Source organism: Paramagnetospirillum marisnigri, from assembly GCF_001650715.1.
In the GTDB taxonomy this organism is placed as follows: Bacteria; Pseudomonadota; Alphaproteobacteria; order Rhodospirillales; family Magnetospirillaceae; genus Phaeospirillum; species Phaeospirillum marisnigri.
The window spans coordinates 181,030-198,466 of the sequence record NZ_LWQT01000077.1 but is presented as its reverse complement, the minus strand read 5'-3'; the positions used below and the strand labels follow the sequence as shown (position 1 = coordinate 198,466).

Annotated in this window: 17 protein-coding genes; 15 read left to right on the top strand and 2 right to left on the bottom strand. The window is 67.4% G+C overall.

Annotated elements, in window-relative coordinates; genetic code table 11:
• Positions 1 to 23 precede the first annotated feature (23 nt).
• The 3 genes from pgi (at position 24) to A6A04_RS15240 (ending at position 3,944) form a co-directional block, all read left to right on the top strand.
• The gene (gene pgi, locus A6A04_RS15250) at positions 24 to 1,670 is read left to right on the top strand and encodes a glucose-6-phosphate isomerase (RefSeq protein ID WP_068494365.1); all 1,647 of its coding nucleotides are present in this window, start codon (positions 24 to 26) and stop codon (positions 1,668 to 1,670) included.
• A gap of 147 nt (positions 1,671 to 1,817) precedes the next feature.
• On the top strand, positions 1,818 to 3,554 hold the full coding sequence (locus A6A04_RS15245; protein WP_068494362.1) for a sensor domain-containing diguanylate cyclase: 1,737 nt from the start codon (positions 1,818 to 1,820) through the stop codon (positions 3,552 to 3,554).
• Between the two features lie 87 nt (positions 3,555 to 3,641).
• Positions 3,642 to 3,944, top strand: a complete 303-nt coding sequence (locus A6A04_RS15240; RefSeq protein ID WP_156612638.1) for a hypothetical protein — start codon at positions 3,642 to 3,644, stop codon at positions 3,942 to 3,944.
• 149 nt (positions 3,945 to 4,093) lie between these two features.
• Here the strand turns inward: A6A04_RS15240 and A6A04_RS15235 are convergent, their stop codons facing one another.
• The gene (locus tag A6A04_RS15235) at positions 4,094 to 4,573 is read right to left on the bottom strand and encodes a cupin domain-containing protein (protein ID WP_068494359.1); all 480 of its coding nucleotides are present in this window, start codon (positions 4,571 to 4,573) and stop codon (positions 4,094 to 4,096) included.
• 99 nt (positions 4,574 to 4,672) lie between these two features.
• Between A6A04_RS15235 and mutL the strand changes: the two genes are divergently transcribed.
• The 11 genes from mutL to ccmI all read left to right on the top strand — a co-directional run bounded on the left by mutL (position 4,673) and on the right by ccmI (position 14,905).
• Positions 4,673 to 6,481, top strand: a complete 1,809-nt coding sequence (gene mutL, locus A6A04_RS15230) for a DNA mismatch repair endonuclease MutL (RefSeq protein ID WP_068494356.1) — start codon at positions 4,673 to 4,675, stop codon at positions 6,479 to 6,481.
• Positions 6,482 to 6,544: 63 nt separating this feature from the next.
• The gene (locus A6A04_RS15225) at positions 6,545 to 7,009 is read left to right on the top strand and encodes a (2Fe-2S)-binding protein (RefSeq protein WP_068494521.1); all 465 of its coding nucleotides are present in this window, start codon (positions 6,545 to 6,547) and stop codon (positions 7,007 to 7,009) included.
• Entirely contained in the window at positions 7,006 to 9,147 is a 2,142-nt protein-coding gene (locus tag A6A04_RS15220; protein ID WP_281196790.1) for a xanthine dehydrogenase family protein molybdopterin-binding subunit, read from the top strand. Before A6A04_RS15225 ends, A6A04_RS15220 begins: the two co-directional genes overlap by 4 nt.
• Before the next feature lie 81 nt (positions 9,148 to 9,228).
• Complete coding sequence (locus tag A6A04_RS15215; RefSeq protein WP_156612637.1) at positions 9,229 to 9,420, top strand: hypothetical protein; 192 nt, start codon at positions 9,229 to 9,231, stop codon at positions 9,418 to 9,420.
• Between the two features lie 94 nt (positions 9,421 to 9,514).
• On the top strand, positions 9,515 to 10,249 hold the full coding sequence (locus tag A6A04_RS15210) for a heme ABC transporter permease (protein WP_068494351.1): 735 nt from the start codon (positions 9,515 to 9,517) through the stop codon (positions 10,247 to 10,249).
• 8 nt (positions 10,250 to 10,257) lie between these two features.
• Positions 10,258 to 10,449 carry a heme exporter protein CcmD gene (ccmD, locus tag A6A04_RS15205; RefSeq protein ID WP_245651222.1) on the top strand — a complete coding sequence of 64 codons (192 nt, stop codon included), beginning with the start codon at positions 10,258 to 10,260 and terminating at the stop codon, positions 10,447 to 10,449.
• On the top strand, positions 10,446 to 10,883 hold the full coding sequence (ccmE, locus tag A6A04_RS15200) for a cytochrome c maturation protein CcmE (RefSeq protein WP_068494349.1): 438 nt from the start codon (positions 10,446 to 10,448) through the stop codon (positions 10,881 to 10,883). Before ccmD ends, ccmE begins: the two co-directional genes overlap by 4 nt.
• Before the next feature lie 92 nt (positions 10,884 to 10,975).
• The gene (locus A6A04_RS15195; RefSeq protein ID WP_068494347.1) at positions 10,976 to 12,958 is read left to right on the top strand and encodes a heme lyase CcmF/NrfE family subunit; all 1,983 of its coding nucleotides are present in this window, start codon (positions 10,976 to 10,978) and stop codon (positions 12,956 to 12,958) included.
• Positions 12,955 to 13,494 carry a DsbE family thiol:disulfide interchange protein gene (locus A6A04_RS15190; RefSeq protein WP_068494344.1) on the top strand — a complete coding sequence of 180 codons (540 nt, stop codon included), beginning with the start codon at positions 12,955 to 12,957 and terminating at the stop codon, positions 13,492 to 13,494. Before A6A04_RS15195 ends, A6A04_RS15190 begins: the two co-directional genes overlap by 4 nt.
• Before the next feature lie 113 nt (positions 13,495 to 13,607).
• The gene (locus A6A04_RS15185; protein ID WP_068494342.1) at positions 13,608 to 14,078 is read left to right on the top strand and encodes a cytochrome c-type biogenesis protein; all 471 of its coding nucleotides are present in this window, start codon (positions 13,608 to 13,610) and stop codon (positions 14,076 to 14,078) included.
• Positions 14,075 to 14,905, top strand: a complete 831-nt coding sequence (ccmI, locus tag A6A04_RS15180) for a c-type cytochrome biogenesis protein CcmI (protein ID WP_068494340.1) — start codon at positions 14,075 to 14,077, stop codon at positions 14,903 to 14,905. Before A6A04_RS15185 ends, ccmI begins: the two co-directional genes overlap by 4 nt.
• A gap of 12 nt (positions 14,906 to 14,917) precedes the next feature.
• Here ccmI and A6A04_RS15175 read toward each other — a convergent pair whose 3' ends face one another.
• Complete coding sequence (locus A6A04_RS15175; protein WP_068494337.1) at positions 14,918 to 15,355, bottom strand: response regulator; 438 nt, start codon at positions 15,353 to 15,355, stop codon at positions 14,918 to 14,920.
• Between the two features lie 416 nt (positions 15,356 to 15,771).
• On the opposite strand from A6A04_RS15175, the gene leuA reads away from it, so the two are divergent.
• Positions 15,772 to 17,433: a 2-isopropylmalate synthase gene (gene leuA / locus A6A04_RS15170; RefSeq protein ID WP_068494335.1), complete on the top strand. Its 1,662-nt coding sequence runs from the start codon at positions 15,772 to 15,774 to the stop codon at positions 17,431 to 17,433.
• Positions 17,434 to 17,437: the final 4 nt, after the last annotated feature.

Genomic DNA, 17,437 nt, shown 5'->3' with positions numbered 1-17,437 from the left:
GTCCGGCAACGGGGGATGACTCCATGACCAATCCAACCCGGCTTCCCGCCTGGGGCGCCCTGGAAGCGCGCGCCCGCACGGTGGGCGAGCGCCCCATGCGCGAGATGTTCGCCGCCGATCCCGACCGCTTCCGCTCCTTCTCGGTAAGCCTGGGCGATCTGCTGTTGGACTATTCCAAGAACCGGGTCGACGGCGACACTATGGGGCTGCTGGAAGCCCTGGCCCGCGAGGCCGGGGTGGAAGCTGCCCGCGACGCCATGTTCAGCGGCGAGCGCATCAATGCCACCGAGCATCGTTCGGTGCTGCATGTGGCGCTCAGGAACCGCTCGGCGCGGCCAATGCCGGTGGACGGCGTCGATGTGATGCCCCAGATCCGCGCCGTGCTGGACAAGATGAAGGGCTTCACCGAGCGGGTGCGTTCGGGCGAATGGCTGGGCGCCACGGCCAAGCCCATGCGCACCGTGGTCAATATCGGCATCGGCGGTTCCGACCTGGGGCCGGTGATGGTGACCGAGGCCTTGAAGCCTTATCAGCGCCCCGACCTGGCGGTGCGCTTCATCTCCAATGTGGACGGCAGCCATGCCGCCGAGGTGCTGAAGGCCTGCGACCCCGAGACCACCTTGTTCATCGTCGCCTCCAAGACCTTCACCACCCAGGAAACCATCGCCAATGCCCGGACCTGCCGCGACTGGCTGGTGGGCAAGCTGGGCGAGGCGGCCATTCCCCGGCATTTCGTCGCCCTGTCCACCAATGGCAAGGCGGTGGCGGAATTCGGCATCGACACCGCCAATATGTTCGAGTTCTGGGACTGGGTCGGCGGGCGCTATTCCCTGTGGTCGGCCATCGGCCTGTCCATCGCCGTCGCCATCGGTTTCGAGCGGTTCGAGGAGTTGCTGGACGGCGGGTTCAGTATGGACGAGCATTTCCGCACCGCGCCGCTGGCCGCCAATATGCCGGTGATCCTGGCCCTGCTCGGCGTGTGGTACGGCAATTTCCTCGGCGCCCAGGCCTATGCCGTGCTGCCCTATGACCAGTATCTGCACCGGCTGCCCGCCTATCTGCAGCAGTTGGACATGGAGAGCAACGGCAAGGGCACCGCCAAGGACGGCAGTCCCGCCATCTGGCAGACCGGCCCCATCGTGTTCGGTGAGCCCGGCACCAATGGCCAGCACGCCTTCTACCAGTTGATCCACCAGGGCACCAAGCTGATCCCCTGCGACTTCCTGGCCGCCGCCGAAACCCATAATCCGCTGGGCGAGCACCATCTGATGCTGTTGTCCAACTTCCTGGCCCAGCCGGAAGCGCTGATGCGCGGCAAGTCCGAGGCCGAGGTCAGGGCCGAACTGGCCGCCGCCGGGATGGGCGAGGCCGAGATTGCCATCCAGGCGCCGCACCGGGTGTTTTCCGGCAACCGTCCCACCAATACCCTGCTGTATCGCCAACTGGATCCCCGCACGCTGGGCATGCTGATCGCGCTCTACGAGCACAAGGTCTTCGTCCAGGGCGTGATCTGGGACGTCCATAGCTTCGACCAGTGGGGGGTGGAACTGGGCAAGGTACTGGCCAAGACCATCCTTGCCGAACTGTCGGGGGCAAAGCCAGTGACGGGGCATGACGGCTCCACCGCCGGGTTGATCGAGAAAATCCGCGACTGGCGGAGTAATCACTAACTAAATAGACGCCGCGGTCACAATTCGTTTCAATTCGCCCTGAGAAACCCTGTAAGTCATGAGGCTTTCGGATTATACCTAGACGTGAAGGGTGATCCGTCTTGCTGGGGGAAACGGCCGGGCGGACTTGGGGCAGGTGGATTGGGCATGACGGTTATCGATACTCATGGCGCGGCGGCCGAACGTCGGCGCCGGGGGCCGCGCTTCGGCTCGAATTTCATGGCGGTGCTGGAAGTCTCGCGTGACTTGGTATGCCTATGCGAGGATGGCATCATTCTCGACATCAATAGCGCCGGTATCGACCTGCTGGCGGCCAAGGACAGCTCCGCCCTGGTGGGGCGGACCTTCTGCGACCTGGTCGGCGGCGACTATGTCCAGGTGCTGGAAGAGCTGCTGCTGCTCAACGAAATCGAAAGCCAGGCCATCCCGGTGGCGGTGCGCGGCCTGAACGGCGCCACCTTGGACGTGGAATTGCAGATTCACCCCGCCCGCGAACTGGGGGCGGGGCATGCGGTGGTGATCGCCCGCGACATCAGCCGTCAGGGCCATCTGGCCCGCACCGCCCGGGCCAGCGAGGACCGTTTCCGGGTGCTGGTGGAGAAGTCCATGCATCTGATCGCCCAGTGCCATGGCGGTCGGGTGGTCTATATCAACGATGCCGGAGCCGCCATGCTGGGCGCCCTGCGTGCCGCCGAGCTGCAGGGCATGGCGGTGGCCGACATGTTCCATGGCGATTACCGGGAAATCTTCGCCTCCGATCTGACCATGCTGCTGTCCGAGGAAGGCATGATGCCGGTGCGCATGGCCGATCGCGACGGTGACGCCTTCGACGCCCAGATTCTGGTGACGCCGCTGCCATCGGTGGGCTCGGTGCCGGAATACATGATCGAGGCCCGCGACATTTCCGACCATCTGCGCGCGGTGGCGGCGCTGCGCCACATGAACGAGACGCTGGAACATCAGGTGGCGGAACGCACCCGCGAACTGGCGGAAGAGCGTTCCAAGGCAGTGGAAGCCCGCCTGTTCGTGGAAAGCCTGCTGGAGGCGGTGCCCAACCCGCTGTGGTGGAAAGGGATCGACGGCCAGTATCGCGGCTATAACCGCGCCTTCCGCGAGATGCATGCCATCGGCGCCGAGGAATGGATCGGGCGGACCATGGGCGAGTTGCTGGACCCGGACTTCGTCAAGACCTCCCATGCCGCCGACCTCCAGGCCCTGGGCGCCGACAAGCGGGTGCAGTTCGAGGGGCGCCTGACCCTGGCCGACGGCCTCGCCCACGACGTGGTGGTCAGCAAGATCGCCTGGCGGTCCCGTGCCGACCAGCCCGAAGGGGTGATCGGCGTCATGATGGACATCACCGAGCGCAAGGCCATGGAAGCCGAATTGCGCCGCCTCGCCACCACCGACGCCCTGACCGGCGTGTTCAATCGCCGCTATTTCATGACCACGCTGGGCACCGAGGTCGAACGGGTGCATCGCCATCCCCGGCCGCTGTCGGCCCTGATGCTCGATATCGACCATTTCAAGCGCATCAACGACACTTTCGGCCATCCGGTGGGCGACAAGGCCATCAAGGCCATGGCCGATGCCTGCACCGATGCCATCCGTACCGTCGATGCCCTGGGCCGGTTGGGCGGCGAGGAATTCGCCATCCTGCTGCCCGACACCGATCTGGAAGCCGCCATGATGGTGGCCGAGCGCATCCGAGTGGCCGTCAGCCGCATCTGCATCAATACCGGGATCGGCGACGTGGTCTTTACCGCCAGCATCGGCGTCGCCCAACTGATCGAGGCGGATGTCTCGGCCGAGGCGCTGCTGTCGCGGGCCGATGCCGCGCTGTATACCGCCAAGAACAGCGGTCGCAATCGGGTGGTGGCGGCTTAGCCGTCCCCAAGATGCCGCGCCGTCTTTCGTTTGCTCGGAAACCGGGATAAGCTGGCGGGGAAACTCGTTTCAGCGCGCCAGGACCCCATGAGCACCACACTCCGATCCGGTTCATCCGCCCTGTTGAGGCTGGTGGGTCTGGCTATTGTCCTGGGTGGTCTGGCCCTGGGCGGCGCCGCGCTGATGGTGGATGCCGATGCCTCCATCCAGGCCCTGATGGGGATCATCGCCCTGGGCGGCCTGGTCATCGCCCTGGGGGGTGGCGCGGTCATGGCCGTGGGAGCTTTCCTGGGCCGGGGCAAGCCCCCTCCCACTCCACCCGCCCTCAGCCCCGAACAGCAGCAGTTGCGGGATTCCCGGGAATTCCTGGAGGCGAGTTCCAAGGATTAGGCTGTATCGACATTCAGAGAGTTTGTCCGGTTTAGGTGGAAGCGTACTCTCTACCCGTCATGGCCGGGCTCGACCCGGCCATCCATGGACCCCCGGATCAAGTCCGGGGGTGACGACAGGGAAGGCCGGTTTCGCCAAACTCTGACAGTCTAATACGGCGTGCCGTCCTTGTGCAGCATGGCCCAGCCGTCCGGCCCCAGCACCGCCATCAGGTCCTCGTCGGGATAGATGACCGTGTCGCCGGGGGTCCGGTCGCCCACTTCCAGATAGAGCACCGCCTCGGCCCCCCGGTTGACCAGATGGTGGCCGTTACCGGTGCCTGCCGGAAAGCCGGCGCACATCCCCGGGCGCAGTTCGGTCTCGCCCTCGTCGGTGATCAGGATGGCGGTCCCTTCCAGGACATAGACGAATTCGTCCTGGGTCGCATGGGTGTGGCGCAGCGCCGATTGGCAACCGGGGGGCAGTCGGGTCAGGTTGACCCCGAAATTTTTCAGCCCGAAGGGATCGCCCAGGGCGCGCTTCTCGCGCCCCGCCACCCGCTGGGCGAATTGGGGGGGATAGATGGAGGGCCTGGCCCGGGGCGCCACGGCGAGGGCCTCCAGGGCGTTGGGACGGGGGGTATCGGTCATGGCGGTGTCCTCCTTTCGCGGGGGCCAGCATAGCCGGGAATCCTCCAGGTCGGGACGGGGTTTGTCGCAGGCGCGCCGACCCGCTACACTGCCCTCACCATGACCGTCCGCCTGCTTCCCCCCACCCTGGTCAACCAGATCGCCGCTGGCGAGGTGGTCGAACGCCCGGCCTCCGCCGTCAAGGAACTGGTGGAAAACGCCCTCGACGCCGGGGCCACCCGTATCGAGGTGGTGCTGGTGGAGGGCGGGCAGGCGCTGATCTCGGTGGCCGATGACGGCTGCGGCATGGCGCCCGACGAGATGAGTCTGGCGGTGGAGCGCCACGCCACCTCCAAGCTGCCCGACGACGATCTGGTGCGCATCCGCTTCCTCGGCTTCCGGGGCGAGGCGCTGCCCTCCATCGGCTCGGTGGCGCGCCTGTCCCTGACCAGCCGTCCCAAGGGCGCCGAGACCGCCTGGAGCCTGATGGTGGAAGGCGGCGCCAAGGGCGAGCCGGTTCCGGCGGCGCTGTCGGCGGGCACCAGGGTCGAGGTGCGCGACCTGTTCTATGCCACCCCCGCCCGGCTGAAATTCCTCAAATCGGTGCGCGCCGAGTTGGGGCAGGCGGTGGATGTGCTGGAACGCCTGGCCATGGCCCATCCGGCGGTGGCCTTCTCGCTGTCGGACGGCTCGCGCAAGCTGCTGGACCTGGCGGCCCGCCGCGGCGAGCCCCGCGCCGCCCGGCTGTCGCGCGTCGCCCAGGTGGTGGGCCGCGATTTCGAGGCCAATGCCCTGGAACTGGACGCCGAGCGCGACGGGGTGCGGCTGTCGGGCTGGGCCGGGCTGCCCACCTACAACCGCGCCACGGCCGCCGCCCAATACCTGTTCGTCAATGGCCGCCCGGTCAAGGACCGGCTGGTGGTGGGCGCGGTGCGTGGCGCCTATCAGGATGTGCTGGCCCGCGACCGCCACCCGGTGGTGGCGCTGTTCCTCGATCTCGATCCCGAGCAGGTGGACGTCAATGTCCACCCCGCCAAGGCCGAGGTCCGCTTTCGCGATTCCGGCAATGTGCGCGGCCTGATCGTCGGCGCCATCCGCCATGCCCTGGCCGGGGCCGGGCACCGCGCCAGCACCACGCTGACCGGCCACGCCCTGGGCGCCCTGGGCGGCAGTCTCGGCGAGCCGCCGTCGCCCACTCCTTATCGTCCCGGCTTCTCGTGGCAGGCACCGCCGCGCCCCAGCCTGCCGCTGATGCGCTCGGCCGATTCCGCCCAGGCGCCGTTGGGATTGGCCGAGGCCGTGCCCAGCGCACCGCCGGGAGCGGTGGCCGAGGACGAACCGGCCCAGGATTATCCCCTGGGGGCGGCGCGGGCGCAGTTGCACGACACCTATATCATCGCCCAGACCGCGTCGGGCATGGTGATCGTCGACCAGCACGCCGCCCATGAGCGGCTGGTGTTCGAGCGCCTGAAGCGGTCGCTGGAGGAGGGCGGCGTCGCCCGCCAGGGATTGCTGCTGCCCGAGGTGGTGGATCTGGGCGAAGCCGCCTGCGCCCGCCTCGCCGAGCATGCCGATGATCTGGCGCGCCTGGGGCTGGTGGTGGAAGGCTTCGGCCCCGGCGCCGTGGTGGTGCGGGAGGTTCCCGCCCTGCTGGGCGACGGCGATGTCCAGGGGCTGGTGCGCGACCTCGCCGACGAACTGGCGGAATGGGGCCAGGGCCACGCCCTCAAGGACCGGCTGCTGCATGTCTGCGCCACCATGGCCTGCCATGGTTCGGTGCGGGCGGGGCGCAGGCTGGGGGTGGGCGAGATGAACGCCCTGCTGCGCGCCATGGAGGCGACGCCGTTGTCGGGCCAATGCAATCACGGCCGCCCCACCCATGTCAGCCTCAGCCTGGCCGAAATCGAGAAGCTGTTCGGCCGGAGGTAGGTCTTGCCCCGGCACGGGGTTCGGCGTAACCCTTGAAGGCTTCCAATGATTGGGACGATGGCCATGATCTCCCTTAACGTGAATGGCGAGCGGCGCAAGGTGGATGCCGCGCCCGACATGCCGCTGCTCTGGGTCCTGCGCGATCATCTGGGTTTGAACGATATCCGCTTCGGCTGCGGCCAGTCCCTGTGCGGTGCCTGTACCGTGCTGGTGGACGGGGCGCCGATGCGGGCCTGTTCCACTCCGGTGGGCGAGGTGGCCGGACGCAAGATCACCACCCAGCAAGGCCTGGACGGGCCGGTGGGCAAGGCATTGAAGGCGGCGTGGATCGAGCTGGACGTGGCCCAGTGCGGCTATTGCCAGGGCGGGCAACTGCTGTCGGCCGCCGCCCTGTTGCGCCAGACGCCGCGTCCCAGTGACGCCGATATCGACACCGCCATGACCGGCAATCTGTGCCGCTGCGGCACCTATGGCCGCATCCGCGCCGCCATCCATCTTGCCGCCCGGCGGCTGGGAGGCGCGTCATGAATCGAATGATCCGCGAAGCCGCCAATCTGGATCGCCGCGATTTCTTCAAGGTCTGCGCCGCCGCCGGTCTGGCCCTGGCGGCGGGAAGCGCCTCGGCGGCCGAGGCGGGGGACTTCGTCGCCAACGCCTTCGTCACCATCGCTCCCGATGGCAAGGTGACGGTGACGGTCAAGCATCTGGAGATGGGGCAGGGGGTCGCCACCGGCCTGCCGGTGCTGGTGGCCGAGGAATTGGAAGTGGACCCCGCCGCCATCCGGGTCGACTACGCTCCCGCCGACGCCAAGCGCTACAACAACGTCTTCTGGGGCCCCATGCAGGGCACCGGCGGTTCCACCGCCACCGCCAATTCCTGGGAGCAGTTGCGTAAGGCCGGGGCGGCGGCCCGCGAGATGCTGATGGAGGCCTGCGCCCGTCGCCTCAAGGTGGATCGTTCCGGGCTGATGGCGGTCAATGGCGAGGTGGTGCACTGGTCTTCCGGGCGCAGGCTGGCCTATGGCGAACTGGTGGCCGAGGCGGCGAGGCTGACGCCGCCCGCCGATCCGCCGCTGAAGCCGGTGGCCGAGTTCCGCCTGATCGGCAGGCCGGGGGTGCGGCGTACCGATGGCCGCGCCAAGGCCGAGGGCAGCGTGGTGTTCGGTTCCGACATCCGCCTGCCCGGCATGGTCACCGCCCTGGTGGCTCGTCCCGCCGTGTTCGGCGCCACGCTGAAGACGGTGGATCGCCGTTCCGCCCTGTCCATCGCCGGGGTGACGGCGGTGGTGCCCATTTCCTCGGGCGTGGCGGTGGTGGCGAATGACTTCTGGGCCGCCCAGCGTGGCCGCGCCGCCTTGAAGCTGGACTGGACCCTGCCCGAACAGCGTCCCTCCACCGAGGATTTGCGCCGCGACTGGACGGCGCTGCTGGCGACGCCGGGGCTGTCGGCCCGCAGCCAGGGCGAGGGCGACTCCGCCCTGGGCAAGGCGGCGAAGCGGCTGTCGGCGGTCTACGAGACGCCCTATCTCGCCCATGCCCCCATGGAGCCGCTCAATTGCGTGGTCCGGTTGGGCCGCGACCTGTGCGAAATCTGGACCGGCTGCCAGTTCCAGACCCACGACCAGGCCATGGCGGCCAAGGCGGCGGGGCTGACCCCGGCCCTGGTGGTGATTCACACCCTGCCGGCGGGGGGCAGTTTCGGGCGCCGCGCCAATCCCGCCTCGGACTATATCGTCGAGGCGGTCGAGGTGGCCAAGGCGGTGGGCGCCCCGGTGCGGCTGATCTGGACCCGCGAGGACGATATCCGGGGCGGCTATTACCGGCCCATGACCCTGCACGGCTTCGAGGGCGGGCTGGACGCCGCCGGGCAGCCGCTGGCCTGGCGTCATCGCGTCTGCTGCCAGTCCATCATGGAGGGCGGCCCCTTCGCCGGAATGATCAAGGACGGCATCGACCCGGTATCGGTGGAAGGCGCCGCCAACCTGCCCTATGCCATTCCCAATCTGCAGGTGGAGTTGCATTCGCCGCGAAATCCGGTGCCGGTGCTGTGGTGGCGCTCGGTGGGCTCCAGTCATACCGCCTTCGCAACGGAATGTTTCCTGGACGAAATGGCCCATGCCGGGGGGCAGGACCCTCTGGCCCTGCGCCGGGCCTTGCTGGCCGCCCATCCCCGCCACCGGGCGGTGCTGGACCTGGCGGCGGCCAAGGCCGGATGGGGGGAGCCCATGGCGCCGGGCCGGGGCCGGGGGCTGGCGGTGCATGAAAGCTTCCACTCCTTCGTCGCCCAGGTGGCCGAGGTCACGGTGGCCGCCGATGGCCGTTTCACCGTGGACCGGGTGGTCTGCGCCGTGGATTGCGGCATCGCCGTCACCCCCGACGTGGTCAAGGCCCAGATGGAGGGCGGCATCGCCTTCGGCCTGTCCGCCGCCCTGTTCGGCGAGATCACCATCAAGGACGGCGCCGCCGAACAGTCCAACTTCCACGACTACCGCTGCCTGCGCATCTCCGAGATGCCCCGGGTCGAGGTCCATATCGTTCCCAGCACCGCCACCCCCACCGGGGTGGGCGAACCCGGGGTGCCGCCCATCGCGCCCGCCGTCGCCAATGCCCTGTTCGCCGCCAGCGGGAAGCGGGCCCGCAAATTGCCCCTGGGTGAAAAAATATAGACGGGGATGCGCGTGGAACGCGGGACTGGAAAATGAAGAATGTGTTAAGCTGCGATCATGGGCGGCACTAGGGAGGACGACATGCCGAACATTTTCGAGATGGGGGATCGCCCTGGCGAGCGTACCGGCGATCTCCGCGATCATGACGAGTTGGACTACATGGCTACCGAGGCCCGCGCCCGGTCGCTCGATCCGCGTCAGCGTTACGTTCCCAGCCTTCAGGTCCAGTCGACCGACGCTCTGATCGAGATCGGGCCAACCCGCAAGGGGTGAGTCGCTCTCGGGCGGGAATGATGAACGAACCGTAAGGGTCGCCGACGTCGCCATTTCTTGAGCCCGGCCGAAATCCGGGGTATGAAATGCGCCCATGCATCGTTTCGCCAATCCCGCCCGCTTCTTGCGCCTGGCCAAGGTGATCCTGCCGTATTCGTCGGGTGTCGCCGTGCTTTCCCTTGCCCTCGGCCTGTGGTTCGCCCTGGCCGCCTCACCCGCTGATTATCAGCAGGGTGACAGCGTCCGCATCATGTATGTCCATGTCCCCGCCGCCTGGATGGGCATGTTCTGCTATGTGGCCATGGCGGCCTTCTCGGCCATGGCCCTGATCTGGAAACATCCCCTGGCCGATCTGCTGGCCAAGGCCACCGCTCCGGTGGGCGCCGCCTTCACCTTCCTGTGCCTGGTGACCGGCAGTTTGTGGGGCAAGCCCATGTGGGGCACCTGGTGGGCCTGGGACGCCCGGCTGACCAGCATGCTGATCCTGCTGTTCCTCTATCTCGGCTATATGGCCCTGGTGAACGCCTTCGACGATCCCGAGCGCGGCCACAAGGCCGCCGCCATCCTGGCCCTGGTGGGCGCGGTCAATGTGCCGGTGATCAAGTGGTCGGTGGACTGGTGGAACACCCTGCACCAGCCAGCCTCGGTGGTGAAGATGGGCGGTCCCGCCATCGATTCCTCCATGCTGGTGCCGCTGCTGCTGATGGCGCTGGGCTTCAAGGCCTATTGGATCAGCATCCTGATCCTGCGCGGCCGGGCCGAGATCGCCGCCCAGAAGGTCCGGGTCATCCGCATGGCCCAGATCCACGCCGCATCCCGAGGGGAGTGACCAACGTCATGGAATCCATCTCGGCCCTGGCCCATATGGGCGGTTACGGCGGTTATGTCTGGCCCGCCTATGGCATCAGCATCCTGGTGCTGTTGGGCGTGCTGGTGGCATCGGTGATCGGCGCCCGCTCGGCCGAGGCCGAGCTTGACGCCATCCAGCGCGTCCGCCGGGCGAATCGCGGCACGGAGAGCACAGAGTGACCCGCAAGCAACGCAGGCTTTACTTCGTCCTTCTCGGCATGTTGGCGCTGGGCGCTGCCGTGGCGCTGGTGCTGACCGCCATTTCCGACAGCCTGGTCTATTTCTATTCCCCCACCGACATCGTGACGCAGCGCATTCCCGAGGGGCGGCGCATGCGCATCGGTGGTCTGGTGGAGGCCGACAGCGTCAAGAAGGACGGCAAGACCGTGACCTTCACGGTCACCGACGTCACCAACGCGCTGCCCGTGGTCTATTCCGGCATCCTGCCCGACCTGTTCCGCGAGGGCCAGGGCGTGGTGGTGGAAGGGCGCATGGACAAGGGCGTCTTCGCCGCCACCGAGGTGCTGGCCAAGCATGACGAGAACTACATGCCCAAGGAAGTGGCCGACGCTCTGAAGAAGTCGGGGCAGTGGAACGACGGCAAGTCGAAGTGATTTTTGTCCGTCATCGCCGGGCTTGACCCGGCGATCCATGGATGCACGGGTCAAGCCCGTGCATGACGGGATCGGGAAGAGGATATGACCCCATGATCGCCGAGATCGGCCATTTCGCCCTGGTGCTGGCGCTGTGCGTCGCCATGGTACAGGCAACGGTGCCGCTGATCGGCGCCGCCCGCGGGCGGGCTTCGTGGATGGCGGTGGCCGGGGCGGCCTCCGCCCTGCAATTCCTGTTCATCGCCGTGGCCTTCGCCGCCCTGACCAATGCCTTCGTCACCAGCGATTTCTCGGTGATGAACGTGGCGCAAAACAGCCATACCGACAAGCCGCTGCTCTACAAGGTGGCGGGCGTCTGGGGCAATCACGAGGGCTCGCTGCTGCTGTGGATCACCATCCTGGCGCTGTTCGGTTTCGCGGTGACCCTGTTCGGCGGCAATCTGCCGCCCGGCCTCAAGGCCCGGGCGCTGGCGGTGCAGGCCATGATCGCGGTGGGCTTCCTGCTGTTCATCCTGCTGACCTCAAACCCCTTCGCCCGGGTCGAGCCGCCGCCCTTCAACGGCAGCGGCCTCAACCCCATGCTGCAGGACCCTGGGCTGGCCTTCCATCCGCCCATGCTCTATCTCGGCTATGTCGGCTTTTCCATGGCCTTCTCCTTCGCCATCGCGGCGCTGCTGGAAGGCCGGGTCGACGCCGCCTGGGCGCGCTGGGTGCGGCCCTGGACCCTGGCCGCCTGGGTCTTCCTGACCGGCGGCATCATCCTGGGCTCGTGGTGGGCCTATTACACCCTGGGCTGGGGCGGCTGGTGGTACTGGGACCCGGTGGAAAACGCCTCGTTCATGCCCTGGCTGGCGGGCACTGCCCTGCTGCATTCCGCCGTGGTGGTGGAAAAGCGCGACGCCCTGAAAAGCTGGACCATCTTGCTGGCCATCGTCGCCTTCGGCCTGTCGCTGCTGGGCACCTTCCTGGTGCGCTCCGGCGTGTTGACCAGCGTGCACGCCTTCGCCACCGATCCGGCGCGCGGCGTCTTCATCCTGCTGCTGCTGGTGTTGGCGGTGGGCGGCTCCTTCGCCCTCTACGCCGTGCGGGCGCCGGCCATGAAGATGGGCGGGCTGTTCTCGCCCATCTCGCGGGAAGGCTCGCTGCTGCTCAACAATGTGCTGATGGCCACCGGCGCCGCCACCGTGCTGCTGGGCACCCTCTATCCCCTGATCGCCGACGCCTTGAACCTGGGCAAGGTCTCGGTGGGGCCGCCCTTCTTCAACGCCGTGTTCCTGCCGCTGATGGCGCCCATGGTGGTGGTGATGGCGATTGGGCCCATGATGGCCTGGAAGCGTGGCGACCTGCCCGGCGTGCTGTCGCGCCTCAAATTCGTCGGCGCGGCGGCCTTGGGCGTCGCCATGCTGGTGTGGTTTCTCCAGGGCGGATCATCCGGCCCCTGGTGGACCGGGGCGGGCTTCGCCCTGGCGGTGTGGCTGGGGCTCGGCACCCTGGTCGATCTGGCCGACCGCACGCGTCTGATTCAGGCCCCGGCCGAGGCCTGGGGCCGCGCCGCCCGCCTGCCGCGCTCGTTCTGGGGCATGGTGCTGGCCCATCTGGGGGTGGCGGTGTTCATCGTCGGCCTGACCGCGTCCTCGGCCTGGACCACCGAACATATCCAGACCCAGAAGATCGGCGAGACCGTCATGGTCGGCGGCTTCGGCGTCACCCTCAAATCGGTGGACGAGGTTCCCGGCCCCAACTATACCGCCAGCCGCGGCAGTTTCGAGATTTCCAGGGGCGGCACGGTGATCGATGTGATGCAGCCGGAAAAGCGCACCTATCGCCAGCCGCCGCGTCCCACCACCACGGCGGCCATCCGCTCGGGCTTCCTCGGCGATCTTTACGTGGTGATCGGCGATCCCGATCCGGGCAAGGGCGGCCATGTCACCCGGCTCTATTTCAATCCCTGCATTCCCTGGCTGTGGGCGGGCGCCTTGCTGCTGGTGATCGGCGGGCTGATCAGCCTGGCCGACCGCCGCCACCGGGTCGGCGCCCCGACCCGGGCGGGTGCGGTTCGGGGAGCAAAGGCATGAGACGGGCGCTGTTCCTGCTGCCGGTGATCGTGTTCGGCGTCATGGCGGCGCTGTTCGTCAAGGGTCTGACCATGGACCCCAAGGTCATTCCCTCGGTGCTGATCAACCGGCCGGTACCCGAGATGAGTCTGGCGGCGCTGCCGGGCCGGGGAGAGAACTCCGGCTTGGCCACCAAGGACCTCAAGGGCCGGGTGTCGCTGGTCAACATCTATGGCTCGTGGTGCATCGCCTGCGTCCAGGAGCATCCCTATCTGATGGAGTACAAGAAGCAGGGCATCGTGCCCATCCACGGCATCGACTGGCGCGACGACCCCGCCTTGGGCGCCGCCTGGCTGAAGAAGCACGGCGACCCCTATGAGCGGGTCGGCGTCGACCCCGCCCCCGGCCGGGCCGCCGTCGATTTCGGCGTCACCGGCGCACCGGAAAGCTTCATCGTCGATAAGGACGGCATCATCCGCTACAAGCATATCGGTCCCATTTCGCCCGAGGTCTGGACCAAGACCCTGCTGCCCATCATCCGGGAGTTGCAGAAATGAGATGGCTGTCCCTCAGTCGCCGGGCACTCGCTCCGCTCGCTTGGCTTTCGCGCCATGGGGCGCGCGCGCTCAACGCGCCAACTCCTCGCGCCCTTGGCGCTCGTCGGCTGTTCATGGCCTCGGCGATCATCCTGTTCGCCGCTCCCGCCCTGGCGGTCAATCCCGACGAGATGCTGAAGGACCCGGCCCAGGAGCACCGCGCCCGCGAGCTGGGCAAGGATCTGCGCTGCCTGGTCTGCCAGAACCAGTCCATCGACGATTCCGACGCCGATCTGGCCAAGGATCTGCGCGTCATCGTGCGCGAACGCATATCCGCCGGGGATTCCGACGATCAGGTGCGCAAATTCGTGGTCGACCGCTATGGCGATTACGTGCTGCTGAAGCCGCCGTTCAAGGGCACCACCCTGGTGCTGTGGGTGGGGCCCTTCGTGCTGTTCGCCGTCGCGCTGGCGGTGGTGTTCGGCTTCTATCGCCGCCGGGCCGGGGCCGCCGCCGCTCCGCCGCCGCCACCGCTGTCGGCCGATGAGAAGCGCAGGCTGGAAAAGCTGCTGAAGGAGACGTTGCCGAAGGAGAAGGGCAAGTGATCTGGTTCGTCTTCGCCGCCATGACCGCCCTGGCGGTGGGGGGCATCTTGCGCCCCCTGCTGCGCCCGACCGTCGCGTCCGCCTCGCGCGCCGATTATGACCTGACCGTCTATCGCGACCAGTTGGAGGAAATCACCCGCGACGTGGAGCGCGGCCTGCTGTCGGCCGACCAGGCCGAGGCGGCGCGGACCGAAATCCAGCGGCGCATGCTGGCCTCGGCCGAGGCAGAAAAATTCCTGGCCAAGCCGGACATCCGGGCGGGCCGCCGGATCGCCATGGCCATCGTGGTGGTGCTGCCGCTGTTCGCCCTGGGCTTCTATATGTCGCTGGGGGCGCCGGAACTGCCCGACCGTCCCTATGCCGGTCGCGCCGCCCAGATCGCCGAGATGAAGGAACGCAGCGCCACCATCCAGGGCATGGTCTCGCGTCTGGCCGAGCGACTGAAAGCCAGTCCCGACGACGGCAAGGGCTGGGCCATGCTGGGGCGCTCATACCGGGCGCTGGGCGATGTGGACGGCGCCATCGACGCCTATGGCAAGGCGGTCAAGCTATTGCCCGGAGACGTGCCGGTGCGGGTGGACTTCGCCGTGCTGCTGCTGGACCAGGCCGATGGCTCCGCCCTGCCGGAACGGGCCGTCGGCCTGCTGAAGGAGGTGCTGGTCCTCGATCCCAGCCAGCCCGACGCCCTGTATTTCGTCGGGCTCGACGCCGCCATGACCGGCGACAAGGCCAAGGCCGCTACGCTGTGGACCCGGTTGCTGGAGACGCTGCCGCCCGACTCGCCCGGTCGCGGTCAGGTGCAGCAGCAGATCGACGGTTTGAAATAGGGACGGTCGGGATCAACGGGGACGGCGCATGGTGCCGAACCAGTAGTCCTCGATGCCCTTGATCAGGTTGAACAGGCTGTCCACGTCCACCGGCTTGCTGACATAGCCCGAAGCCCCGGTCTGATAGGCCTTGGCCACGTCGCGATCGGCTTCCGACGTGGTCAGCATCACCACCGGGATGTCGCGCAGCGCCGCGTCGGCCTTGACCTCGGACAGCACCTCGATACCGTTCTTGCGGGGCATGTTGATGTCGAGCACCAGAAGATCGGGCAGGCGGGCGCCGGAGTCCAACGCGGACTTCAGCATGAGCATCAGTTCCGCACCGTCCCAGGCATGCTCGATCTGGCAGGAATAACCGCCTTCCTGAAAGGCGGTCTTCACCAGATTGGCGTCACCCGGATCGTCCTCGGCAAGGAAGACGAGGAAGGCCGACGATCCCTTCTCACTCATGTCTCAATGGGCCCTTGGGCTTGATGAAGGTCAGTCCGTCACGGAAACCTATCATCGCCGGGTAGGGGTGGTCCATATTCATGGCCTTGGGCCGGAAGAAAATTTCCGCGACGGAAAGCTTGACGTGGCTTCGCCGCCTGGGGCAGTGTGACGGCATGATGACTCGTTTCGCAACCGCCCTGCTGCTGCTTAAGAGCCCGGTGTCGTAATCACGGCGCCGGGGTGGACGTTTTTCCAGCGGTCTTTCGGTCGGGTTTGTTCAAGATGTCATCCTTCTCCTTCTCTTCCCTGCTGCTGCTGTCGCTGCGACTAACCACCGGTCGCCGGGCCTGATTTCGCGTGGCCGCCCGGCGGCCGCCAGACCGAGCCGCGCTCGAACCCGAGAGCCGCACCGAACAGACAAGGAGGACGAGGCCATGATGCCCGCCGCCCACACCAAGTACAAAGCCTACGACACCGTCCGCCCGGCCAACCGCACCTGGCCCGACCGCCGCATTTCCGCGCCGCCCGCCTGGTGCAGCGTCGATCTTCGCGACGGCAATCAGGCCCTGATCGACCCCATGGGCACCGAGCGCAAGATGCGCATGTGGACCACTTTGGTGGATATGGGCTTCAAGGAGATCGAGGTGGGCTTTCCCGCCGCCTCCCAGACCGATTTCGACTTCATCCGCACCCTGGTGGATGGTGGCCATATTCCCGACGACGTCACCATCCAGGTGCTGGTGCAGTCGCGGGAAGACCTGATCCGCCGCACCTTCGAGGCCCTGGCCGGGGCCAAGCGCTGTATCGTCCATATGTACAACTCCACCTCGGAGGCCCAGCGCCGCATCGTGTTCGGCATCGACCGCCGGGGCTGCATCGACCTCGCGCTGGGCGGCGTGCGCCTGATCCGCGATCTGTCCGCCGCCCGGCCCGAGGGCGAGGTGGTGTTGCAGTATTCACCCGAGAGCTTCACCGGCACCGAACCCGATTTCGCGGTGGAGATCGTCGAGGCGGTGGCGGCCGAGTGGGGCGCCAGCCCGTCGCGCAGGCTGATCTGCAACCTCCCCGCCACGGTGGAGATGTCGACCCCCAATCTCTATGCCGATGTCATCGAATGGTTCTGCACCACGGTGAGGAACCGCGAGTCGCTGATCGTCTCAGTCCATCCCCATAACGACCGGGGAACCGGCGTGGCGGCGGCGGAACTGGCGGTGATGGCGGGCGCCGACCGGGTGGAGGGCACCTTGTTCGGCAATGGCGAGCGCACCGGCAATGTGGATGTGGTGACCCTGGCGCTCAACCTCTACACCCAGGGGGTCGATCCCGGCCTCGACCTGTCCGACATCGATTCCATCCGCCGCACCGCCGAGCACTGTACCGGCCTGCCCGTGCATCCGCGTCATCCCTATGCCGGGGATCTGGTCTATACCGCCTTTTCCGGTTCGCACCAGGACGCCATCAAGAAGGGCTTCGCGGCGCGCAAGAACGCCAACGATCCCCATTGGGAGGTACCCTATCTCCCCATCGATCCCGCCGATGTGGGCCGCAGCTACGAAGCGGTGATCCGCATCAACTCGCAATCGGGCAAGGGCGGCATCGCCGCCGTGCTGGAACGCGACCACGGGCTTGAACTGCCCCGCCCGCTCCAGGTGGAATTCGCCCGCATCGTCCAGGCCATCGCCGACCGCGAGGGCCGCGAGCTGAATCCGGCGGAAATCATGGAGGCCTTCGCCGCCACCTATTTCCGCTCCGGCACCCTGGAACTGGTGGATTACTCCACCGTGCCGGTGGGCAAGGGCGCCCAGCGGGCACTCACCGCCACCTTGCTCCGGGATGGCCGCGAAGTGGTGGTCCAGGGCGTGGGCTCGGGTCCGCTCGATGCCTTCGTCCATGCCCTGGGCAAGGATCTCGGCCTGTCGGTGAAGATCCGGGACTACCACGAACACGCCATCGGCAGCGGTTCCGAGGCCCAGGCCGCCTGCTATGTCCAGGCGGTGGTGGGCTCGGGAGCGCCCGCCCACGGCGCGGCGGTGGATGCGGGCATCACCATGGCCTCGCTCAAGGCGGTGGTCAGCGCGCTGAACCGGGCGGGATAGTCTC